We start from the raw sequence: 21,148 nt of genomic DNA, 5'->3' as shown, positions 1-21,148 counted from the left end.
TTTTTCTTCATGGGCGAGTGCTTTCGGAAGTGGGCAAGGGCGCCGCCGCATTCTGCCCAGGGGCCTGCCGTTCGCTGTCGCGCGGCGCCGGCACCCGCCACCGCAGCGCGCCGCTCGCGAGCACGACGCCGGGCACCACGAACGACAGCGCCAGCAGCGCGGGGCGCGTGACGGGCTCGTTCATCCACCACGCCGCGCCGAGCGTGGTCAGCACGGGCACGAGCGCGGACGACAGCGCGGCGCGTGCGGCGCCCAGCCGCGTGATCGCCACGCCGTAGACCACCAGACCCAGCAGGCCGGCGACCACGCCTTGCCCTGCGGCCTGCATCGCGATGTCGGTCCATGGCGCGGCGAACAGTCGCGGCGGGCCGGCGAGCCACAGCAGCGGCAACAGCAGCAGGGTCGACGCGCCGTTGACGAAGGCCGCGCCCTGCCACGCGCTCATGCCGCAGCGGCCGAAGGCCAGGGAGTAGACGGTCCACAGCAGGGCCGCCAGCAGAAAGAGCAGGTCGCCGCGCCAGTGCTGCTGGCGCAGGCCCTCGCCGAAGCTGCCCGCCGCGAACACGGCCATGCCGACGGCGATGCCGGCCAGTCCGAGCAGGCGCAGGCCGTGCACGCGCTCGCCCCGGTAGACCCACGCGCCCAGCGCGGTGAAGAGCGGCAGGCTGCCGGCCATGAAGATGCCCATGTGGCTGGCGGGCGCCCACTGCGCGCCGGCCAGCACCAGCAGGCCGAAGGGCAGGCCGCTGCCGACGACGAGCAGCACGAGCGCGCCGCGCGACGCACCCGGCGGCACGAGCCTGCCGCGCAGCCACAGCGGGCTGAGCAGCAGCGCGGGAATGCCGTAGCGCAGCAGTGCAAGGTCCATCGGCCCGAGCGCGGTGGCAGTCACGCCGTGGCGCGACAGCAGCTGCCAAGCGCTGCCGATGAGGGCGGCGGCCAGCGCGGCGAGTGCGCCGGTCCAGAGGGTGCGAGGCGATGGCGTCATCGGGCCAGTCTGTGGCCCGGCCGGCGCGAAAGCTATCAGATTCGTGCGCCTGCTGCGCCGGCCGGCCCGAGCACGCGGCGGGCCTCGCCGAGCGTGACGCCGACGGCGCGCCGGAACACGGCGCCCAGGTGGCTCTGGCTGCAGTAGCCCAGGTCGTGCGCGAGGCCGGCCAGGTCGCGCTCGCCGTCGGCCAGCCGCTCCATCGCCGCCGCCAGCCGCAGGTGCTGGCGGTACTGGTGCAGGCTCAGGCCGGTCTGCTGGCGAAAGCGCCGCGCCAGGTGAAAGGGCGAGCGCGACACGGCCTCGGCCAGTTCGTCCAGCGAGAGAGCAGGCCGCGCACCCGGGCCGCTGCCTTCGGACAGCAGCAGTTGCCGTGCGCGTGCGACGGCGCCGTGCCAGGGCGCCTGGTGCGGCGCGCTGCCCAGCTCGGCGACGAGCGCGGCCACCAGGGCCGCGGCCTGTGCGCTGTCGGTGTCCGGCAACTGGCGCCGTGCCGCGTGCATGCGGTACAGCGCCTGCGGGGTCAGCAGGCAGACGCTCACGCCCGCCGCGCTTTCACCGTGGGCCGGGCTCACCGATGCCTGGCCGCTGACCACGAGGCTGTGCCGCACGGTCGCGGTCTCGGGCCGCAGCCGGTAGGCGGTGGCGTCGCCGAAGCGGATGGCGGTGAGCGCGTCGGTCAGCCAGGTGTGATCGCCCGAGCGCACGTCGAGCCGCGTGCGCCCGATGGGGAAGACCACGCGCGGCGAGGCCACGGTGTACAGGTCGCTCCACGCCGGCCCCTGCGGCGCGTGCAGGCGCACATGCGCCACCTCGAACCCGCGTCCGGCATAGAGAAGGGTGCGGTCTTGCGGCATGCGAGGCGTGAACCCACGACAGGGTGGGTCAGCCCAGCGCGGTCCAGTTGCAGCGCAGCTCGTACTGCGTGCCGCGGTAGCTGAGCGTGCCGGTCGCGCCGGCCACGCGCAGCGCCACGGCCACCTGCGGACGGTCCAGGCCGGTGCCGCGCGCGCGCATGAACTGGCGGCGATGGTCGACAAAGCGCTGCTGCAGGCTGAAGCGCTCGGTCTCGTCGGCACCGGAGGCGGTGTTCGCCACGATCAGCTCGGTCAGCTGGCCGGTCGAGAGGCTGAACTGGATCTCGACCGCGTACGGCCGGCCGTCGCACTGCAGGCTGCCGTTCGCAAAGGCGGGCGACAGGCCAAGGAGCAGAAAGCAGGGCAGGGCGAGAGCGAGGAGGCGGCGGTGCATGTCGCAGTGGGTGCAGGTGGCGGCCCGCCACCATACCCCAAGCAGGTGAAACACACCCGTACACACCCAGACACACCCGCCGGCGCGCTACCCCACCTTGCGCGCGCGCCCTTCCCAGTGCGGCTCGCGCAGCTTGTACTTGAGCATCTTCCCCGCCGGCGACAGCGGAATCTCTTCGCGAAACTCCACGCTGCGCGGGCACTTGTAGCCGGCGATCAGCGTCTTGCAGTGCGCCACCAGCGCCTCGGCGCTCAGGGCCTCGCCGGCGCGCAGCACGACCACGGCATGCACGCGCTCGCCCCACTGGTCGTCGGGCACGCCGACCACGGCGCACATCGACACCTGCGGCAGCTGCGTGATGGCGTTCTCGACCTCGGCCGAGTAGATGTTCTCGCCGCCGCTCACGATCATGTCCTTGAGCCGGTCGACGACGTAGATGAAACCGTCGGCGTCCATCACGCCGCCGTCGCCGGTGTGCATCCAGCCGTCACGCAGCACCTCGGCGGTCTGCTCGGGCTTGTTCCAGTAGCCGGCCATCACCATCGGCCCGCGCGCGGCGATCTCGCCGACGGTGCCGTTCGGTACGGGCCGGCCTTCGGCATCGACGATGCGCACTTCGGCGATGGGCACGGGCCGCCCGGCCGAGCGGCGGCGCGCGGCCGGCTGGTCGGGGTGGTGGAACCAGGTGGGCAGCACGGTGACCACGGGCGACAGCTCGGTCATGCCGTAGAGCTGGCAGAAGCCCGCGCGCGGCAGCTTGTCGATGGCCTGCAGCAGCAGCGCGTCGTCGATGGGCGCGGCGCCGTACAGCACCAGCTGCAGCGGCGTGGTGTCGAACTCGGCGAAGCGCGGGTGCTCGATGAGTCGCTTGAGCATGGTGGGCACCATGAAGGTCTCGCTGGCGCGCTCGTTCTGGATCGCCTCGAGCACCTTCACTTCGTCGAAGGCCGGGATGATGACCTGCGTGCACAGCCGCATCATCAGCTGCAGCGTGAGGCCGGTGCCGCCCACATGGAACATGGGCGCCATGTTCAGGCCCACGGCCTCGGCGGGGCGCGTGGCGGCCATGTTGGCCGAGAGCTGGCCGGTGTAGAGGTTGCCGTGCGTGAGCATCACGCCCTTGGGCAGGCCGGTGGTGCCGCCGGTGTACATCACGGCGGCCAGGTCGCCGCCGCCGCGCCGCGCGTCGGGCACGGGTTGCATCTGCGCCATGAGCGCTTCGGCATCGGCCATGCCGTCGGGCGCGGGGCCGTCGCCGAAGTGCACCAGCGTCTTCAGCGAACGCGAGAGTTCGCGCTGCTGCTGCGCCACGGCGCCGAAGTGCGCGTCGGACAGCAGGATGCGCGTGTCGCAGTCGTCCAGCGAGTACGCGACCTCGCGCGCGCTCCAGCGGATGTTGACGGGGTTGATCACGCCGCCCGCCCACCAGGTGGCGTAGAGGTACTCCACGTAGCGGTCGGAGTTCAGCGCCAGCAGGCCCACGCGGTCGCCGGGTTGCAGGCCCAGCGACTGCAGCACGGCCGCGAGCCGCGCCACGCGGTCGACGAACTGGGCGAAGGTGCTGCGGCGCTCGCCGCACACGAGGGTGGTGGCGCCGGGGCGTTCCTGCAGGGCCTTGTGCAGGGGCTGGGTGAGGTCCATGGACTGCGGTCTCCGTCGGTCGGTTCGTTGTCGTGCGCCGAGTATGGAAGGGACGCGCCGCGCCGGCATCGTCGGAAGCGACGGGATCGAATGCGCCCTGGCGGCCAAAGTCGTCCGAAGCGACGGTGACCGGCACAGGGCTGCGCGCGACCATCGCCGAAGAACGAACGATTCGACTGTTCGACCGACCGGAGACAAGCCATGCATTCCTTCCCGACCGACCCGGCGCGCCGCCGCCTGATCCACGGCGCGGCGCTCGCCGCCGCGGGCACCGCGCTGCCCTTCCTGGCGCGCGCCCAGGGCCTGTTCGGCAAGCAGCCGATCACGCTGCTGGTGCCGTACCCCGCGGGCGGCGCCACCGACGTGCAGGCGCGCGCGCTGGCGCTGGCGGCCTCGCGCGAGCTGAAGCAGCAGATCGTGATCCTCAACCAGCCCGGCGTGGCCGCCACGCTGGCGCCGACCACCATGGCGCGCAAGGCCGCGCCCGACGGCTACACGCTGTCGCTCATGCTGAGTTCGCTGTACCGGCTGCCGCACCTGCAGAAGGTGAGCTACGACCCGGCCACCGACTTCACCTACGTGGCCAACGTGACGGCCGCCACGCTGGGCATCACGGTGCGCCAGGACGCGCCGTGGAAAGACCTGAACGCGCTGCTGGCCGCGGCCAAGGCCAAGCCGGGCGAGGTGTCGTACGGCACCACCGGGCGCGGCGGCACCTCGCACGTGTCGATGGAGCGGCTGGCGGCGCTGGCCGGCGTGAAGTTCAACTTCATTCCCTTCAAGGGCGCGGCCGAGCTGTACAACGCGCTCATGGGCGGCCATGTGGACGCGGTCTCCGAGGCCGGCTTCGGCGCCGCCGTGGCGGGCGGGCGCGTGCGCCTGCTGGCCACCTTCAACGAGGCGCGCTCGCCCACGCGGCTGAACGTGCCGACCGTGAAGGAACTGGGCTACGACGTGGTGGCCAACGGCTCGTGGGGCATCGCCGGCCCGCGCGGCATGGACCCGAAAGTGGTGCAGGCGCTGCAGGAGGCCTTCCGCAAGGCCGTGGACGACCCCGAGTTCCTGCGCACGCTCGACCTCAACGACTACGTCAGGTTCTACATGGACAGCCCCGCCTACACGGCCTGGGCGCACAAGACCTACGCCGACGAGAAGCGCTTCGTGAGCGACCTGCGCATCAAGCTCGACGACTGAACCCGACCTTCCTTCCCGCCATGACTTCTTCCTCTTCTTCTCTTCACTGCTTCCTCCACCCCAAGGCCATCGCCTTCGTCGGCGCCACCGAGCGCTCGGTGTGGTCCAACGCGGCGCTCGCCAGCCTGCGCACGCTGGGCTACGCGGGCCAGCTCTACCCGGTCAACCGGCGCGGCGGCAGCTTCCATGGCATGGCGGCGGCCACCTCGGCCGAGGCCATCGGCGAGCCGGTCGATACGGCATTGCTCATGGTGCCGGCCGACGCGCTCGACGACGCGCTGGCCGACCTGCAGCGCGCGGGCATCGGCAACGCCGTGCTGCTGAGCTCGGGTTTTGCCGAAGCCGGCGAGGAAGGCCGCGAGCGCCAGCGCCAGCTCACGGCCAAGGCGCGATCGCGCGGCCTGCGCATCCTCGGGCCCAACTGCCTGGGCTTCGTCAACTTCGTCGATCGCTCGGCCGTGTGGACCGCCTCGCTGCGCGAGCCGCTGCCGGCGGGCACGCTGGGCATCGTGTCGCAAAGCGGCGCGCTGGCGGGGCAGCTGTCGTTCATGGCGCAGGTGCACGGCATCGGCCTGAGCCGCATGGTGTCGACCGGCAACGAGTCGGACATCGACATCGCCGAGGTCATCGACTACCTGGTGGACGACGAGCACACCCGTTCCATCGCCGTGTTCGCCGAGACCGTGCGCGACCCGCAGCGCTTTGCCGCAGCGGCCGAGCGCGCGCTGGCCGTGGCCAAGCCCATCGTGGTGCTGAAGATGGGCAGCAGCGAGATCACGGCGCAGGCCGCGCAGGCCCACACCGGTTCGCTGGTGGGCGACGACCGCGTGTTCGACGCCATGTGCCAGCGCCTGGGCCTGATGCGCGTGCGCTCCATCGAAGACCTGGTGTTCACCGCCGCCTTCGCCAGCATGACCGGGCCCTTCGCGGCCGGTGGGCTGGCGGCCGTGTCGATGTCGGGCGGCATGTGCGAGATCTTTGCCGAGCGCGCCGAGGAAGAAGGCCTGGCGCTCACGCCGCTTGCGCCCAGCACCGAGGCCGCGCTGCGCGAGGTGCTGCCGGGCTACGGCACGCCGCAGAACCCGCTGGACGTGACCGGCGCCGCCATGCTGCAGCCCGAGCTGTTCGGCAACGCGCTCGAAGCGCTGGTGCGCGACCCCGCGCTGGGCGCCGCCATCGTCGTGGCCGACGTGCCCAACGCGCCGGCCAACGACACGCCGCTGAACCGCGCCGTGCTCGCGCAGGTGGCGCGCGGCCTGGCCGCCAGCCCGGTGCCGGCCATCGTCTGCAGCCACTACGTGATGCAGGTGAGCGAGCGGTCGCGCGAGCTCATCGCCGAGACCGGCATCCGCCACATCGCCTGCGGCATCCACCATGCGATGAGCGCGGCGGGTGCGGTGCGTCGCTGGTCGGAAACGCTGCGCCGGCGTCAGGGCGCGCAAGGTGTCGCTGCTGCAGTGCCGGCCACGCCACCCACGCAGCCCTTGCGTTCGGAGCGCGAGACGCTCGAGTGGCTGTCGCAGCGCGGCGTGCCGGTCGTGCCCGTGCGGCTGTCGCGCAGCGCCGACGAGGCCGCGCGCATTGCACAGGAACTCGGCGGCCCGGTCGTGCTGAAGATCGCCTCGGCGCAGATCGCGCACAAGACCGAGGTCGGCGGCGTGGCGCTGAACCTGCAGGGCGCCGACGCGGTGCGTGCCGCCTGGCAGGCGATGGATGTGCGCGTGCGTGCCGCGCGGCCCGAGGCCGAGATCGACGGCATCCTGGTCGCGCCCATGCGCCAGGGCGGGCTTGAGCTCTTCGTCGGCACCGTGCGCGATCCGCAGTGGGGCCCGGCGCTCGCCGTGGGGCTCGGTGGCATCTGGGTCGAGGCGCTGCGCGACACCAGCCTGCGCCTGCTGCCCGTGACGCCCGCCGAGGTGAAGGACATGCTGGCCGAGCTGCGCGGCGCGCGCCTGCTCGACGGCTGGCGCGGCGCGCCAGCGGCCGACCGCGACGCCATCGCCGAAGCCGTGGCCGCCATCGGCAACACGGCGCTCGCGCTCGGGCCCGACCTGGTCTCGCTCGAAGTCAACCCGCTGCGGGTGGAAGGCCGCACGGTCGAGGCGCTCGATGCGCTGGCCGTGTGGGGCGTTGCCGGCTGAACGACTTTCATCGTCAAGAAAACCAACAGGAGACTTCTTCCATGCTGCAACGACGTCGATTCGCGCAATGGGGCGCGAGCGGACTGCTGGCCCCCGCGCTCGGTGCCTTGCCGAAGGCGCAGGCGGCCGACGCCTACCCGACCCAGCCGATCAAGGTGATCGTGTCGTCGGCCGCCGGTGGGTTGGTCGACGGCATCGCGCGCACCATCGGCGAACGCATCGCCAAGCCGCTGGGCCAGCCGGTGCTGATCGACCCGAAGCCGGGCGCCAACGGTGCCATTGCCGCGTCCTTCGTGGCCAAGGCGCCGGCCGACGGCCACACGCTGCTGTTCGCCGTCAACTCCTTCGTGCTCGCGCCGCTGCTGATGGCCAAGCCGGGTTATGACGTGTTCAAGGACTTCGCGCCCGTGTCGCTGTCGAACTACGGGCTGCTCGTGTTCGCGGTGGGCGAGGGCGTGCCGGCCAAGAGCATGCGCGAGTTCGTCGCCATGGCCAAGGCGCAGCCCGGCAAGCTGAGCTTCGGCTCGGCGGGGCAGGGCTCGTCGGGCCATCTCTACGGCGAGAAGCTGATGCGCGACGAGGGCCTGCAGATGACGCACGTGCCCTACAAGGGCGGCGCGCCGCTGATGATCGACATCCTCGGCGGCCAGGTGCAGGGCGGCTTCGTCACCATGGGCGAGGCGCTGCCGCACGCGAAGTCGGGCCGCGCGAAATTGCTGGGCGTGTTCGGCACGCGCCGCATGCCGCTCGCGCCGCAGATCCCCACCTTCACCGAGCAGGGCTTCAAGGGCTACGAGCACGGCGGCTTCTGGGGCTTCTTCGCGCCCACCGGCACGCCGCAACCGGCCATCGACAAGCTCGCCGGCGCCGTGCGCCAGGCCGTGGCGCAGCCTGATCTTCAGGAACGCATGATCGGCCTGGGGCTGGAGCCTTCAGGTGAAGGGCCGGGTGAGTTGATGGCGGCGGTAAGGCGAGAGAACCTGCTGTGGTCGCGGCTCATCAAGGACATGAACCTGCGGCTGGAGTGAACCGGGCCGCAGGGCATCCGCCTCAGTCGAGCCGGATGTTCTTGGCCTGGATCACCTGCTTCCACCGCGCATGGTCCGCGCGCATGGTGGCGGTGAGCTGCGCGGGTGTGCTGCCGACCGGGATCACGCCCAGGCCTTCGATGCGCGCGGCCTGCTCGGGGCTTTGCACCACCTGGGCCACCTCGGTCGACAGGCGCTGCGCGATGGGCTGCGGCGTGCCGGCGGGCAGGTAGATGCCGAACCAGCCGACCGACTCCATGCCGGCGAAGCCCTGTTCCTTGAAGGTGGGCACGCCGGCCGCGAGCGGGGCGCGTGCGGTGCCGACCACGGCGATGGACTTCGCCTTGCCGGCCGCGACGTGCGGGCCCACGCCCTTGGCCGAGACGAACACGGCATCGACGGTGCCGCCGAGCAGGTCGGTGATGGCCGGCGCTTCGCCCTTGTAGGGCACGTGCAGCAGCTGGATGCCCGCGGCGTCCTGCAGCACCTCGGCGTACAGGTGGGCGCTCGATCCGTTGCCGTAGGAGCCGTACGAGTACTTGCCGGGCGCGGCGCGCGCGAGCTTGACGAAGCCGTCGAGGGTGTCGACGCCGAGCTTGTTGCTCACGGTGAAGACGATGGGCAGGCGGCCCGCTTCCGACACGGGCACGAAGTCCTTGAACGGATCGAAGCCGGCGTTGGGGTACAGCAGCGGGTTCTGGATGATGGAGGTGAGCGAGAACAGCACGGTGTAGCCGTCGGCCGGTGCGCGCTGCACGGCGGTGATGCCGATCTGCCCGTTGCCGCCGGGGCGGTTGTCGACGATGACGCTCTGGCCGAGCCGCTTGCCCAGGCCCTCGGCGACGATGCGCGCGAACACGTCGGTGCCGCCGCCTGCGGCGTAGGGCACGATCATGCGGATGGGTTTGTCGGGCCAGGTTGGCTGCTGCGCGAAGGCGCTGCTCGTGGCCAGGGCGGCGGCCAGCGCGAGGGCGTGGCGGCGGGTGAATCTGCTGTGCATGTCTGTCTTGTCTCCGATGGTTTTTCTGCGTGGGTGCGATGTCAGGGCGGCAGGCTCACGACGGCAATGCCGGGGCCGACCGACACGCCGTGGCGGTTCTCGCTCCACAGGCGCAGGTCGAGGCGATGGCGATGCGCGGCGTCGGCGCTGTCGTCGATCCACTTGCGCTCGACCTGGCCGCGCACGGTGACGGTGTCGCCCGCGGTGTTGAACGACTTCATGCGAAAGCCGCGGATGGCATGCAGCACGCCGGCCGTGCCGATGTACTCGCGAATCGCGCGCTCCCACATGCCCTGCAGCAGCATGACGTTGGCGTACATCTCGGGGGCGCCGGTCGATTGGGCGTGCTCGGTGTTGTGGTGGATGGCGTTGAAGTCGCGGTTGGCGCCGGCGGCCATCACGAGGCGGTAGACGGTGAGGGGGAAGGGCACGGGGGCCAGGGTGTCGCCCTCGTTGACTTCTTCCCAGCGGCGTTGTGTTTGCCAGTTCATCTTGTTGCTCTGCTTGTGAGGCGTTGTGGGTCGGTTCAGGGCGCGTGCACAGGACATCGGGTACTCCCCTCCGCGAGTGTCCCCCGGGGCTTCGCCCCTCCTCCTTGATTTCGCTGCGGGGAGCACCCAATGCCCTGCGCACGGGACGCGGCGCGCCGGTGCGAGAGGCCGCACTGAATCGGATGCTTGTTCGCTAGTGCGGCAGGTAGTGGTACATGTCGAAGCGGCAGCGGGCCACCACCTCCTCGCGCTGGTTCACGATGTCGTACTCCCACGTCGTGAACGCACCGCGCCCCACCTTCGTGGCCTTGGGTTCGCAGCGCACGAGCCGGTTGCCGCGCCGGCCCAGGCGGTCGCCCAGGCGCGCGGGTTGCAGGTAGTCGACCTCGTAGTCGGTCGCCATGTAGGCGGTGGTGGGCGGCATGCCCTCGGGGCGGGTGCCCTTGAGCGGGCTGCGCTCGGGCTCGGCGTTGCGCGCGTCGCTGGTGAACACGGGCGGTTGGCCCGGGGCCCACATGGGCGGCAGCGTGAGGCTGGCGAGACTGGTCGATGGCGCGACGGCGTCGGGCCCGTGGTGCAGCGGGCAGTCGAACTCCAGAACCTCGACATAGCGGCGCACGGCGCCGGCCTCGATCACGTCGACGCCCCAGCGGATCACGCCGTTCGCGAAGTCTTCGCCCACGCGCGCCACCATCGGCGCCCAGGCGCTTTCCCAATCGTCCATGGGTGATTGCCTTCCTAGATGCCGATGAACTCGGCCACGTCGTCCAGCGGGGCGCGCTCGGTCTCCAGGGCGTCGATGGGCTTGTCGCGGTCGGCGTAGCCGATGGCCATGCCGGTGAAGAGCATGCGTTCGGGCGGCAGGTCGATGAAGCGGCCAATGGTCTGCGGGTAGATGGCCCAGCATTCCTGCGGGCAGCTGTCCAGGCCCTCGGCGCGCAGCAGCAGCATCACGTTCTGCAACATCATTCCGAGGTCGGACCACTGCGGCGGGCCCATGCGGCGGTCGACGGTGCAGAAGAGCGCCAGCGGCGCGCCGAAGAACTGGAAGTTGCGCGCAAACCATTTCAGGCGCGCGGCCTTGTCCTCGCGCGGAATGCCCAGGCGCGCGTACATCGCTTCACCCACGGCAAAGCGGCGGTCGCGGTAGGGGGCGACCAGCTCGCGCGGGTAGATGTCGTACTCGCTGCCCTCGCCGCCGGGTGTTTCCTGCACGCGGGTGCGCATGAGGGCCTTGAGTTCGTCCAGGCGCTCGCCGCCCACCACGTGCAGGTGCCACGGTTGCAGGTTGCCGCCCGAGGGCGCGCGCAGCGCGGCCTGCAGCACGCGGCGGAGGGTGTCGGCCGGCACGGGGCGGTCGAGAAATTCGCGCACCGAGCGGCGGCTCGCGACGGCGTCGTAGACAGTCATGGTCATGCGGCGTTCTTTCGTTCGTTCATGAGGGTCACGCCCAGCTCGCGTGCCACTTCGGCGCTGTGCTGGCCGGGCGTCGCGGCGTGCGACAGGTCGGCGTAGGCATAGCCCGAGAAGCGCACCGGCGGGCGCACTTCAAGATACGCGCCTTCGGTCGGATGCGTGCGCTGTCGGAAAAGGCCGGCGGCCTGCAGCTGCGGGTCGTCGGGCAGGTCGGCGATGTCGTTCACGCGCATCGCGGGCACGTTGGCCTTCTTCAATATGTCGAGCCATTCGGCCGTGGTGCGCTCGGGCAAGATGGCGGCGGCGGCCTCGTACATGCGGCTCATGTGCTTGCGCCGCAGCGCCTTGTCGGCCAGCTCGGGCGCCTCGAGCACCTCGGGGTGGCCGGCGGCCTCGAAGAAGCGCAGCCAGCGGTCGTCCAGGTAGGGCGCAATGGCGATGTAGCCATCGCGCGTGCGCATGGGCTGGCGCATGGGGTCGATCTGGCGCGGGTACAGCGCGGGCCCGGTGGGCGGCACGAAGGTCTTGTCGCACAGGTGCTCCACGAGGTTGAAGCTGGCGAGCGACTCGAACATCGGCACCTCCACCTGCTGGCCCTCGCCGGTGCGCAGCCGGTGCACCACCGCGGCGAGCACGGCGTACGCGGCATGCAGGCCCGAGACCTTGTCGGCCATGGTCATCGGCACGTAGCGCGGCTGCGGGTTGCCGTCGACCTTGGGCGGCAGCGAAGCGATGCCCGAGGCGGCCTGGATGATGTCGTCGTAGGCCTGCAGCGCGGCATACGGCCCGCGCTGGTCGAAGCCGGTGCAGTGCACGTAGACGATGTCGGGACGGATGGCGCGCACGTCGTCGTACGACAGGCCCGCGCGCGCGATGGCGTCGCTGCGCACGTTGTGGATGAAGATGTCGCTGGTCTCGATGAGGCGGCGCATCGCGGCGCGGCCGTCCTCGCTCTTCAGGTCCCAGTCGACCGAGCGCTTGCCGCGGTTCAGCCGCAGGTGCACGGGGCTCATCAGCGGCGTGACGGGCGGCGTGCCGATGATGCGGATGCTGTCGCCCTCGGGCGGCTCGACCTTGACCACCTCGGCGCCGAGGTCCGCAAGGATCTGCGTGCAGTAGGGGCCGAAGATCACCGTGGTGAGGTCGACGATGCGCAGGCCTTCGAGCATGCGGGGAGCGGTGGATGGTGTGGTCATGGGATGGGAGGTCATGCGGCGACGAGGCCCTGCATCTCGGCGGCGAGGTGGCGCACGCGCTCGGGCCCGCCGAGCAACTGGCGGTTGAAGCCGATGCGCTTGAACCAGTAATGCAGGCCCAGCAGGTCGGTGATACCCATGCCGCCATGCACCTCGGTGGCGGTGCGGGCGACGAAGGTGCCGGTTTCGCTGAGGTGCGACTTGGCGTGCGCGGCGAGCAGCGCGGCTGCTTCGGGCAATGCGTCGAAGGCATGGGCCGCGTACCAGACCAGCGCGCGGCCGGGCTCCAGCGCGGCGGCCATCTCGGCGCACAGGTGCTTCACGGCCTGGAAGGAACCGATCACGCGGCCGAACTGGCGGCGCTCCTTGGCGTAGGCCACGGCCTTGCCGATCATGGCTTCGCCCGCGCCGAGTGTGTCGGCGGCGAGCAGGGCCCAGCCCGCGCTGCGCAGGCGCGCGAGCGTGGCGGGGCTGCTGTTGGGAAGTCGTTCTGCCTTCACCTGCGCGAAGTGCAGCTCGCCGAGCGGGCGCGTGGCGTCGATGCTGCGCAGCGCGCCGCGCGTGAGGCCTTGTGCATCGGCGCGCACGAGGTGCAGGCCGCCCGCGCGGTCGGCCACGATGAACACATCGGCCGCGCCCGCGTCGAGCACGAAGAGCGCGCTGCCGTCGAGCACGCCATGGGTCGCCGTCACGCCCGCGCCGTCGCGCGCGCCGGCCACGGCCTCGGCGATGGCCACGCCGGCGATGCATTCGCCCGCCGCCAGGCGCGGCAGCCATTCATCCTGCTGCGCGGCGCTGCCGGCCTCGCGCAGCGCCAGCGGCGCGAGCACGGCGGTGCCGAGGAAGGGCGTGGGCGCGACATGGCGGCCCAGTTCTTCGGCGGCCAGCGCGGCGTCGAGCAGGGACAGGCCGAGCCCGCCGAAGGCTTCGGGCACGAGCAGAGCCGGCACGCCGACCTCGCACAGCGTGCGCCAGACCTCGCGGTCCAGCGGCAGGTCGTCGGCCGCGACGCGGCGCACGCGGTCGAGCGGACAGGCGCGTTCGAGCGCGCGGCGCAGGCTGTCCTGCAGCAGCTTCTGGTCGGCGGAGAGGGCGAATTCCATGGCGTGCTTTCTTCCGATGGCGATCAGGCGAGGCGGGGTTCGCGCGGCATGTCCAGCCCGCGTTCCGCGATGATGTTTTTCTGGATCTGCGCGGTGCCGCCGCCGATGATCAAACCCAGGTCGAACATGTAGCGCTCCTGCCAGAGCGCCTGCGCGCGCAGGTGCGCGCTGCCGGGCATCAGGAGGCCCAGTTCGCCCAGCGCGTCGATGGCGAGCGCGGCCAGCTGGTGGCGCAGCTCGCAGCCCTGCAGCTTCACGACCAGCGCGGCCAGGCCCGGGTCTTCGCCTTTGGCCGCGGCCGTGAGCAGCCGCAGGCCGTGGCACTTCTGCGCCAGCACCTGGCCCTGCAGCCGCATCAGGCGGTCGCGCAGCACGGGCTGGTCGATGAGGCGCGTGCCGTCGACCGTTTCGGCCTGCATCAGCGTGGCGAGTTCCTGGTAGCGCTGGGTCGTGAGGTTGGGATTGCCGAGCGAGCCGCGCTCGTGCTTGAGCGTGGCGTTGGCCACCTTCCAGCCGTCGCCGCGCTGGCCCACGATCTGGTGCTGCGGCACGCGCACGTCGGTGAAGAAGACCTCGTTGAACTCGGCGTGGCCGGTCATGGTCTTGAGCGGGCGCACCTCGATGCCGGGCGTCTTCATGGAGAACAGCAGGTAGCTGATGCCGGCGTGCTTCGCTGCGCCGGGCTCGGTGCGCACGAGGCAGAAGATCATGTCGGCCACGTGCGCGGTCGAGGTCCAGATCTTCTGGCCGTTGATGACGAAGTCGCCACCGTCTTCGGTGGCGCGCGTCTGCAGCGAGGCCAGGTCGGAGCCCGCGCCGGGCTCGGAGTAGCCCTGGCACCAGACCACCTCGCCGCGCAGGGTGGGGCCGATCCACTCGCGCCGCTGCGCCTCGCTGCCCAGCTCGAGCAGGGTGGGCACCAGCATCGAGATGCCCTGGTTGCCCAGCGGCGGTGCCACGCCGGCGCGCGCGAACTCCTCGGTGATGAGGTGCGACTCCATGACGTCGGGCGCCGCGCCGTGGCCGCCGTAGTCGCGCGGCACGGTGCGCCCGGCGTAGCCGTGGTCCAGCAGCAGGCGCTGCCACGCAAGGGCGTCGGCGTCGGGGCGTTCGGCGGTGCGCGCGAAGGCCGAACGGTGGCCGTGCGTGGCGAGGAACGCGCGCAGCTCGTCGCGAAAGGCTTCGTAGCGGGGATTGAGCGTGAGGTCCATGCGGTGCTTGCCTTCGGTGCGCGCCGCGTTGCGCGGCGGTGGGTGTGTCTCCGTGTCGAGGCTCATGCTAGGGGCAACCCTCAGCCGCTCTCAATCGTCCGTTCCGACGATGTGACGCGCAGGAGGCGCTGCCTACCATCCAGCCCGAACGCCGCACGAGGTCCGCAAGAGACCGATACAAGGCCGGCAAGAGGCCCGCGGCCGCAGCTTCTTTTTCACGAGAACGACGGAGACAACACCATGACACGTTCCCTCATTTCCGCCCGCCCCGGCACGCGCCGCCGCCTGCTCGGCGCCGGCCTGGCCGCCACGCTCGGCCTCGCCACGGCCTTCACCGCGCAGGCCCAGAAGCGCTACGACCCGGGCGCGAGCGACACCGAGATCAAGATCGGCCACATCGTTCCGTACTCCGGCCCGGTGTCGGCCTACGGCACCATCGGCAAGGCCGCGGCGGGCTACTTCGCCAAGCTCAATGCCGAAGGCGGCATCAACGGCCGCAAGGTCACGTTCATCTCGCTGGACGACGCCTACAACCCCTCCAAGACCGTGGAGCAGGCACGCAAGCTGGTCGAGCAGGACGAGGTGCTGGTGCTCTTCGGCCCGCTGGGCACGGCGCACAACCTCGCCATCCAGCGCTACATGAACGCCAAGAAGGTGCCGCAGCTGTTCGTGGCCACGGGCGCCACGCGCTTCGGCGATCCGAAGGCCTTCCCCTGGACCATGGGCTGGCAGCCCACGTACCAGACCGAAGGCAAGATCTACGCGCAACACATCCTCTCGACCAAGCCCAACGCGAAGATCGCCGTGCTCATGCAGAACGACGACTTCGGCAAGGACTTTTTGAAGGGCTTTCTCGAGGCACTGGGCGACAAGGCCAAGACGATGATCGTGGCGCAGTCGACCTACGAGGTGACCGACCCGACCATCGACAGCCAGATGGTCAACCTGAAGGCCTCGGGCGCCGACACCTTCTTCAGCATCACCACGCCCAAGTTCGCGGCGCAGGCGATCCGCAAGGCGGCCGACATCGGCTGGAAGCCCACGCAGTACCTGTCGAGCGTGTCGGTGTCGGTGTCGGCGGTGATCAAGCCGGCCGGCCCCGAGAACGCGGTGGGCGTGATCTCGGCCACCTACCTGCGCGACCCGGCCGACGACATGTGGAAGGGTTCCAAGGAGTACGAGGACTACAAGACCTGGTTCAGCAAGTACTACCCCTCGGGCGACCTGAGCGATTCGCTCAACGTGCTGGGCTACTCGTCGGCGCAGACGCTGGAGCAGGTGCTGCGCAAGGCGGGCGACGACCTCACGCGCGCCAACATCATGAAGGTGGCGGCCAACCTGCAGTACAGCCCGCCGATGCTCTACCCGGGCATCGAGGTGAAGACCTCGCCGACGGACTTCTACCCGATCGAGCGCATGCAGCTGGTGCGTTTCAACGGCACGCGCTACGAGCCCTTCGGCAAGGTGCTCGGCGATTGATCGACGGCATGCGGGCCGCACAGCTGGCCCGCCATTCATTTCCCCTTTTGTTTTCATTGAAGCTTCCATGACCTCCATCGTTCGACTGGCCGCCGCCCTGGGCGGCGCGGCCCTCCTGTTCACCGCCGGCGCGGCCCTCGCGCAGAAGAAGTACGACACCGGCGCCTCCGACACCGAGATCAAGCTCGGCATGGCCATGCCCTACAGCGGCCCGGTGTCCTCGTACGGCATCGTCGGCAAGGTCAACGAGGCCTACTTCAAGATGGTGAACGACAAGGGCGGCATCAACGGCCGCAAGGTGACGCTCATCAGCTACGACGACCAGTACACGCCGCCGCGCACCACCGAGGTGGTGCGCAAGCTGGTGGAGCAGGACGAAGTGCTCGCCGTGTACGGCAACCTGGGCTCGGCATCGAATGCGGCGATCCAGCGGTACATGAACGCCAAGAAGGTGCCGCACCTGTTCCTGGGCGTGGGCGCCGACCGCTTCAACGACCCCAAGGCCTACCCCTGGACCACGCCCTACATGCCCAGCTACGAGGGCGAGGGCAGCCTCTACGCGAAGAACATCCTGAAGACGATGCCCAACGCGAAGATCGCCGTGCTCTACCAGAACGACGACTTCGGCAAGGACCTGCTCAAGGGCCTGAAGAAGGGCCTGGGCGACAAGGCCTCGATGGTGGTGGCCGAGGCCTCGTTCGAGGTGGCCGACCCGACGGTCGATTCGCAGATCATCAAGCTGCAGTCGTCGGGTGCCGACGTGTTCGTCAACTTCGCCACCGCGCGCTTTGCCGCGCAGGCCATCCGCAAGGCCTGGGACATCGGCTGGAAGCCCAAGCAGCAGTACCTCACCTACGTGTCGGCCTACGTGAAGATGACGCTGGAGCCCGCGGGCCTGGAGAAGTCGAAGGGCATCATGGCCATGGCCTTCTTCAAGGACGCCGCGCAGCCGCGCTGGGCCAACGACCCGGCCACGCAGGAGTTCCTGGCCTTCATGAAGAAGTACGCCCCCAACGAAGACGTGAACAACGCCGCCGGCGTGTACGGCTACGGCGTGGCGCAGGCGATGGAGACGGTGCTCAAGGCCTCGGGCGACAACCTCACGCGCGAGAACGTGCTCAAGCAGGCCACCATGCTCAAGAACATGCGCACCGGCATGCTGCTGCCGGGCATTGCGCTGAACACCTCGGCCACCGACTACTTTCCGTTCAACACGCTGCAGCTGGTGCAGTTCAACGGCAAGGAGTTCGAGCCCATGGGCGATTCGATTGCCGTGAAGTAGCCTTCGCAGACGCACGCTCAAAAGAACCACAGGAGACACACCACCATGTTCGGACTGATGCAGGACCGCCCGCTGCTGATCTCGTCGCTGATCGACCACGCGGCCACCTTCCACCCCCACGTCGAGATCGTCGGGCGCACCGTCGAAGGCCCGGTGCACCGCACCAACTACCGCGAGGTGCAGCGGCGTTCCAAGCAGGTGGCCAACGCGATGAAGGCGCTGGGCGTGGCGCCCGGCGACCGCGTGGGCACGCTGGCGTGGAACACCTACCGGCACCTGGCGCTGTACTACGGCGTGTCGGGTTCGGGCGCGGTGCTGCACACGGTGAACCCGCGCCTCTTTCCGGAGCAGATCGACTACATCGTCAACCACGCCGAAGACAAGGTGCTGTTCTTCGACACCAGCTTCGCGCCGCTGGTCGAGAAGCTCGCGCCCAAGCTCAAGAGCGTGCGCGCCTTCGTCGCCATGACTGACCGCGCGCATATGCCGAGCATCGACGTGCCCAACCTGTTGTGCTACGACGAGCTCATCGGCGCGCAGAGCGAGGACTACACCTGGCCCGAGTTCGACGAGCGCACCGCCTCGTCGCTGTGCTACACGTCAGGCACCACGGGCAACCCCAAGGGCGTGCTGTATTCGCATCGCTCCACCGTGCTGCATTCGCTGATGGAATGCGCGCCCGACACCTTCGGCGTGTGCTCGCAAATGACGCTGCTGCTGGCCGTGCCCATGTTCCACGCCAACGCCTGGGGCATGCCCTACTCGGCGCCGATGGTGGGCGCCAAGCTCGTCATGCCCGGCCCGCACCTCGATGGCCAGAGCCTGTACGAACTCATGCGCGACGAGAAGGTGAGCTTCTCGCAGGCGGTGCCCACCGTGTGGCTCATGCTGTTCCAGTACTTCGACGCCCACCCCGAGATCGACACCCGCGCCATCGGCCTCAAGCGCATCGGCGTGGGCGGCGCCGCCACGCCGCGCGCCATGATCGAGCGCTTCGAGCGCGACTTCGGCGCCGACTTCGTGCAAGGCTGGGGCATGACCGAGACCAGTCCCATCGGCGTGATCGGCAACCTGCTGCCCAAGCACCTCGCGCTCCCGAAAGAGGAGCAGACGACGGTCAAGATGCGCCAGGGCCGCGGCGTGTGGGGCGTGGAGCTCAAGATCGTCGACGAGAACGGCCAGCGCCTGCCGCACGACGGCGTGGCCTTCGGCCACCTGCATGTGCGCGGCCCGTGGATTGCGAGCGGTTACTTCCGCAGCGAAGGCGGCGACGTGCTCGACGCCGAGGGCTTCTTTCCGACCGGCGACGTGGCCAACATCGACGCCGACGGTTATGTGCAGCTGGTCGACCGCGCCAAGGACGTCATCAAGTCGGGCGGCGAATGGATCTCGTCGATCGACCTGGAGAACGCCGCCAGCGCGCACCCGGCCGTGGCCGAGGCGGCGGTGATCGGCATCGCGCATCCGAAGTGGCAGGAGCGGCCCCTGCTGATCGTCGTGAAGCGTGCAGGCGCAGAGGTCACGGGCGAGGAACTGCTCACTTTTCTTTCGCAGCGCGTGGCCAAGTGGTGGCTGCCCGACGACGTGGCTTTCGTCGACAGCCTGCCGCATACAGCCACCGGCAAGCTGCTGAAGACCAAGCTGCGCGAGCAGTTCAAGGGCTACGTCGCGGCCAAGTCAACTTGATGACAGTTGTTCGTTCTTTCTGTGCATAACTCTGTGGGTTGCCTGAGGAGGCGAGCCAGCAAAGCGAGCATTGGCGCGGCTTCGCACCACGTTGCCTGTTGATTGAGCAGCCTTGTCGTCCGTCCTTGCAGGAGAATGTAGGAGGAACGGATTCCAGACAAGTAAAGGGGACATGGTGGGAGAACTTCTTTCTCCCCTGCGCTTCAGCGCCGGCTCGGGCCACATCTGGCTGGACGAGCAGCGCATGCTGCTCATGCATGCCCGGGCCTTCGCCGAACTGCGCCGCGAACTGCTCGACTCGCTGGGCATCGAGCGCGCGCGCGGCCTGCTGGTGCGCATGGGTTTTGCTTCCGGCCTGCGCGACGGCGAGGTGGCCGTGCGCGAGCGCCTTGCCGGCATGCGCGCCGAAGACGCCTTCATGCTCGGGCCGCGCCTGCATTCCATCGAGGGCATCGTCTCGGTGCAGAAGGTGCAGGTCGACCTCGACGTGGCCACCAAGCATTTCTACGGCGAGTTCCTCTGGGAGAACTCATGGGAATGCGAAGCCCACGTGGCCGACTTCGGCTACGGGGAAGACCCGCAGTGCTGGTCGCAGATCGGCTATGCCTCGGGCTACACCACCGCCTTCATGGGGCGGCTGGTGGTGTTCAAGGAAGTCGAATGCACCAGCATGGGCGACAGCCGCTGCCGCATCGTCGGCCAGGCCGCCGAGGCGTGGAACGACGAGCACTACCTGGAGTACTTCCGCCAGCACCACGTGGCCGAGAAGCTCATCGACTTCAACCTCGGCCTGCAGCACCTGCGCCGCCTGCAGCCGCGCCGCGAGTACGACCAGAAGCTGGTCGGCGTGTCGCCGGGTTTTCGCGCCGCCTTCGAGCTCATGCGCAGCGCGGTCGACAGCGCCATCACCGTGCTGCTGCTCGGCGAGACCGGCGTGGGCAAGGAAGTGTTCGCTCGCTGGCTGCACGACAACGGGCCGCGCGGCAAGCAGCCCTTCATTGCCGTCAACTGCGCGGCGATTCCGGCCGACCTGATCGAGGCCGAGCTGTTCGGCGTGGAAAAGGGCGCCTACACCGGCGCCCACCATGCGCGCGCCGGGCGCTTCGAGCGCGCCCACGGCGGCACCCTGTTCCTGGACGAGGTGGGCGACCTGCCGCTGGCCGCGCAGGTCAAGCTGCTGCGGGTGCTGCAGACCGGCGAGGTCGAGCGCCTGGGCGCCGAGCAGCCGACCCAGGTCGACGTGCGCATCGTGGCCGCCACCAACGTCAACCTGCAGCAGGCCATGCAGGCCGGCAAGTTCCGCACCGACCTGTTCTACCGGCTCAACACCTTCCCGATCCAGATTCCGCCGCTGCGCGAGCGCACCGCCGACATCCCGGCGCTGGTGGCGCGCTTCGTCGAGAAGTACAGCGCGCTGTACGGCAAGAAGCTGCGCGGCCTGACCGACAAGGCCGCGCTCGACGTGCACAAGCACGCCTGGCCCGGCAACATCCGCGAGCTCGAGAACGTGATCGAGCGCGCCGTGCTGCTGGCGCCCGACCACGGCGACATCGAGGCCTGCCACCTGTGGATGCAGCCGCCGGGCGCGCCGGCCGACAACCAGCTCGACGCCAGCGGCAAGGTCGCCACGGGGGCCTCGGCTTCGGGCGCCGACGCGAGCGAACTCGACGCGCTGTGCCAGCGCGTGCTGGAACAGAACATCGATATCGCCTCGCTCGAGCAGCGCCTCATGCAGACCGCGATGCAGCGCGCCAAGGGCAACCTGTCGCAGGCCGCGCGCCTGTTGGGCATCACGCGCCCGCAGCTGGCCTACCGCTTGAAGAAAGAAGGCCTGCCCACGTCCTGAGCGGACGCCGGCCGGCGTTTTCCGGTTTTCACCATTTGATCAAGCTGCACCGCAGCAAATGATCAAACCAGCATCCGGGACTTCCCGGTGCTTCGGGCCCGCAGGCGCAGCGGGCCCATGCAAATCAATCACTTAGCCACGCTGGCACGCCCGTTGCCCTTATCAGGCCGGGCGGCGCTGGTGCCGTCCACCTGT

The 21,148-nt window shown here is 69.8% G+C and carries 18 protein-coding genes; 7 read left to right on the top strand and 11 right to left on the bottom strand.

Annotated elements, in window-relative coordinates:
- Window positions 1-7: 7 nt before the first annotated feature.
- From AC57B8_RS19035 to AC57B8_RS19020, 4 genes are all read right to left on the bottom strand, one after another.
- Window positions 8-988 carry a DMT family transporter gene (locus AC57B8_RS19035; RefSeq protein WP_496480427.1) on the bottom strand — a complete coding sequence of 327 codons (981 nt, stop codon included), beginning with the start codon at window positions 986-988 and terminating at the stop codon, window positions 8-10.
- A 35-nt stretch (window positions 989-1,023) separates the two neighbouring features.
- The gene (locus AC57B8_RS19030; RefSeq protein ID WP_496480426.1) at window positions 1,024-1,845 is read right to left on the bottom strand and encodes a helix-turn-helix transcriptional regulator; all 822 of its coding nucleotides are present in this window, start codon (window positions 1,843-1,845) and stop codon (window positions 1,024-1,026) included.
- A 28-nt stretch (window positions 1,846-1,873) separates the two neighbouring features.
- Window positions 1,874-2,239: a hypothetical protein gene (locus tag AC57B8_RS19025; RefSeq protein WP_354344656.1), complete on the bottom strand. Its 366-nt coding sequence runs from the start codon at window positions 2,237-2,239 to the stop codon at window positions 1,874-1,876.
- 87 nt (window positions 2,240-2,326) lie between these two features.
- Window positions 2,327-3,880 (bottom strand): long-chain-fatty-acid--CoA ligase, encoded by a 1,554-nt coding sequence (locus tag AC57B8_RS19020; RefSeq protein ID WP_496480425.1) that lies wholly within the window; start codon window positions 3,878-3,880, stop codon window positions 2,327-2,329.
- A 201-nt stretch (window positions 3,881-4,081) separates the two neighbouring features.
- Between AC57B8_RS19020 and AC57B8_RS19015 the strand changes: the two genes are divergently transcribed.
- The 3 genes from AC57B8_RS19015 to AC57B8_RS19005 are packed head-to-tail and all read left to right on the top strand — an operon-like array spanning window position 4,082 to window position 8,243.
- Window positions 4,082-5,074 (top strand): tripartite tricarboxylate transporter substrate binding protein, encoded by a 993-nt coding sequence (locus AC57B8_RS19015; RefSeq protein ID WP_062475192.1) that lies wholly within the window; start codon window positions 4,082-4,084, stop codon window positions 5,072-5,074.
- Window positions 5,075-5,094: 20 nt separating this feature from the next.
- Complete coding sequence (locus tag AC57B8_RS19010) at window positions 5,095-7,215, top strand: acetate--CoA ligase family protein (protein WP_496480424.1); 2,121 nt, start codon at window positions 5,095-5,097, stop codon at window positions 7,213-7,215.
- A 41-nt stretch (window positions 7,216-7,256) separates the two neighbouring features.
- Complete coding sequence (locus tag AC57B8_RS19005; protein ID WP_157755190.1) at window positions 7,257-8,243, top strand: Bug family tripartite tricarboxylate transporter substrate binding protein; 987 nt, start codon at window positions 7,257-7,259, stop codon at window positions 8,241-8,243.
- A gap of 22 nt (window positions 8,244-8,265) precedes the next feature.
- Here the strand turns inward: AC57B8_RS19005 and AC57B8_RS19000 are convergent, their stop codons facing one another.
- The 7 genes from AC57B8_RS19000 to AC57B8_RS18970 all read right to left on the bottom strand — a co-directional run bounded on the left by AC57B8_RS19000 (window position 8,266) and on the right by AC57B8_RS18970 (window position 14,726).
- Entirely contained in the window at window positions 8,266-9,243 is a 978-nt protein-coding gene (locus tag AC57B8_RS19000) for a Bug family tripartite tricarboxylate transporter substrate binding protein (RefSeq protein WP_496480423.1), read from the bottom strand.
- A gap of 41 nt (window positions 9,244-9,284) precedes the next feature.
- Window positions 9,285-9,734 carry a hotdog family protein gene (locus tag AC57B8_RS18995; RefSeq protein ID WP_496480422.1) on the bottom strand — a complete coding sequence of 150 codons (450 nt, stop codon included), beginning with the start codon at window positions 9,732-9,734 and terminating at the stop codon, window positions 9,285-9,287.
- A gap of 193 nt (window positions 9,735-9,927) precedes the next feature.
- Window positions 9,928-10,458 (bottom strand): hypothetical protein, encoded by a 531-nt coding sequence (locus AC57B8_RS18990; protein WP_496480421.1) that lies wholly within the window; start codon window positions 10,456-10,458, stop codon window positions 9,928-9,930.
- Window positions 10,459-10,472: 14 nt separating this feature from the next.
- On the bottom strand, window positions 10,473-11,144 hold the full coding sequence (locus AC57B8_RS18985; RefSeq protein WP_492680382.1) for a nitroreductase family protein: 672 nt from the start codon (window positions 11,142-11,144) through the stop codon (window positions 10,473-10,475).
- A 2-nt stretch (window positions 11,145-11,146) separates the two neighbouring features.
- A complete protein-coding gene (locus AC57B8_RS18980; protein ID WP_492686507.1) occupies window positions 11,147-12,346 on the bottom strand; it encodes a CoA transferase in 1,200 nt (399 codons plus the stop codon).
- A gap of 11 nt (window positions 12,347-12,357) precedes the next feature.
- Window positions 12,358-13,449, bottom strand: coding sequence for an acyl-CoA dehydrogenase family protein (locus AC57B8_RS18975; protein WP_496480420.1), 1,092 nt, complete (start codon window positions 13,447-13,449; stop codon window positions 12,358-12,360).
- Window positions 13,450-13,472: 23 nt separating this feature from the next.
- A complete protein-coding gene (locus AC57B8_RS18970) occupies window positions 13,473-14,726 on the bottom strand; it encodes an acyl-CoA dehydrogenase family protein (RefSeq protein ID WP_496480419.1) in 1,254 nt (417 codons plus the stop codon).
- A gap of 174 nt (window positions 14,727-14,900) precedes the next feature.
- Between AC57B8_RS18970 and AC57B8_RS18965 the strand changes: the two genes are divergently transcribed.
- The 4 genes from AC57B8_RS18965 (at window position 14,901) to AC57B8_RS18950 (ending at window position 20,953) form a co-directional block, all read left to right on the top strand.
- On the top strand, window positions 14,901-16,139 hold the full coding sequence (locus tag AC57B8_RS18965) for an ABC transporter substrate-binding protein (protein WP_307696468.1): 1,239 nt from the start codon (window positions 14,901-14,903) through the stop codon (window positions 16,137-16,139).
- A gap of 67 nt (window positions 16,140-16,206) precedes the next feature.
- Window positions 16,207-17,421, top strand: a complete 1,215-nt coding sequence (locus AC57B8_RS18960; RefSeq protein WP_496480418.1) for an ABC transporter substrate-binding protein — start codon at window positions 16,207-16,209, stop codon at window positions 17,419-17,421.
- A 45-nt stretch (window positions 17,422-17,466) separates the two neighbouring features.
- Window positions 17,467-19,107, top strand: coding sequence for a 3-(methylthio)propionyl-CoA ligase (locus AC57B8_RS18955; protein WP_496480417.1), 1,641 nt, complete (start codon window positions 17,467-17,469; stop codon window positions 19,105-19,107).
- Window positions 19,108-19,279: 172 nt separating this feature from the next.
- Window positions 19,280-20,953, top strand: a complete 1,674-nt coding sequence (locus AC57B8_RS18950) for a sigma 54-interacting transcriptional regulator (protein WP_496480416.1) — start codon at window positions 19,280-19,282, stop codon at window positions 20,951-20,953.
- Window positions 20,954-21,148: the final 195 nt, after the last annotated feature.

The organism is Variovorax sp. BGA-UO-ETr-C22 (assembly GCF_059567965.1).
Note: the sequence above shows the minus strand (reverse complement) of the source record. Positions and strands in the feature narration are given on the sequence as shown.

What these genes read in the sequence shown, in the direction of transcription:
- AC57B8_RS19020 (WP_496480425.1), bottom strand. Translation starts at nt 3,880, where the DNA reads ATGGACCTCACCCAGCCCCTGCACAAGGCCCTGCAGGAACGCCCCGGC.
- AC57B8_RS18970 (WP_496480419.1), bottom strand. Translation starts at nt 14,726, where the DNA reads ATGAGCCTCGACACGGAGACACACCCACCGCCGCGCAACGCGGCGCGC.
- AC57B8_RS19015 (WP_062475192.1), top strand. Translation starts at nt 4,082, where the DNA reads ATGCATTCCTTCCCGACCGACCCGGCGCGCCGCCGCCTGATCCACGGC.
- AC57B8_RS18965 (WP_307696468.1), top strand. Translation starts at nt 14,901, where the DNA reads ATGACACGTTCCCTCATTTCCGCCCGCCCCGGCACGCGCCGCCGCCTG.
- AC57B8_RS18980 (WP_492686507.1), bottom strand. Translation starts at nt 12,346, where the DNA reads ATGACCACACCATCCACCGCTCCCCGCATGCTCGAAGGCCTGCGCATC.
- AC57B8_RS18950 (WP_496480416.1), top strand. Translation starts at nt 19,280, where the DNA reads ATGGTGGGAGAACTTCTTTCTCCCCTGCGCTTCAGCGCCGGCTCGGGC.
- AC57B8_RS19000 (WP_496480423.1), bottom strand. Translation starts at nt 9,243, where the DNA reads ATGCACAGCAGATTCACCCGCCGCCACGCCCTCGCGCTGGCCGCCGCC.
- AC57B8_RS19030 (WP_496480426.1), bottom strand. Translation starts at nt 1,845, where the DNA reads ATGCCGCAAGACCGCACCCTTCTCTATGCCGGACGCGGGTTCGAGGTG.
- AC57B8_RS19025 (WP_354344656.1), bottom strand. Translation starts at nt 2,239, where the DNA reads ATGCACCGCCGCCTCCTCGCTCTCGCCCTGCCCTGCTTTCTGCTCCTT.
- AC57B8_RS18995 (WP_496480422.1), bottom strand. Translation starts at nt 9,734, where the DNA reads ATGAACTGGCAAACACAACGCCGCTGGGAAGAAGTCAACGAGGGCGAC.
- AC57B8_RS19010 (WP_496480424.1), top strand. Translation starts at nt 5,095, where the DNA reads ATGACTTCTTCCTCTTCTTCTCTTCACTGCTTCCTCCACCCCAAGGCC.
- AC57B8_RS19005 (WP_157755190.1), top strand. Translation starts at nt 7,257, where the DNA reads ATGCTGCAACGACGTCGATTCGCGCAATGGGGCGCGAGCGGACTGCTG.
- AC57B8_RS18990 (WP_496480421.1), bottom strand. Translation starts at nt 10,458, where the DNA reads ATGGACGATTGGGAAAGCGCCTGGGCGCCGATGGTGGCGCGCGTGGGC.
- AC57B8_RS18975 (WP_496480420.1), bottom strand. Translation starts at nt 13,449, where the DNA reads ATGGAATTCGCCCTCTCCGCCGACCAGAAGCTGCTGCAGGACAGCCTG.
- AC57B8_RS18955 (WP_496480417.1), top strand. Translation starts at nt 17,467, where the DNA reads ATGTTCGGACTGATGCAGGACCGCCCGCTGCTGATCTCGTCGCTGATC.
- AC57B8_RS18985 (WP_492680382.1), bottom strand. Translation starts at nt 11,144, where the DNA reads ATGACTGTCTACGACGCCGTCGCGAGCCGCCGCTCGGTGCGCGAATTT.
- AC57B8_RS18960 (WP_496480418.1), top strand. Translation starts at nt 16,207, where the DNA reads ATGACCTCCATCGTTCGACTGGCCGCCGCCCTGGGCGGCGCGGCCCTC.
- AC57B8_RS19035 (WP_496480427.1), bottom strand. Translation starts at nt 988, where the DNA reads ATGACGCCATCGCCTCGCACCCTCTGGACCGGCGCACTCGCCGCGCTG.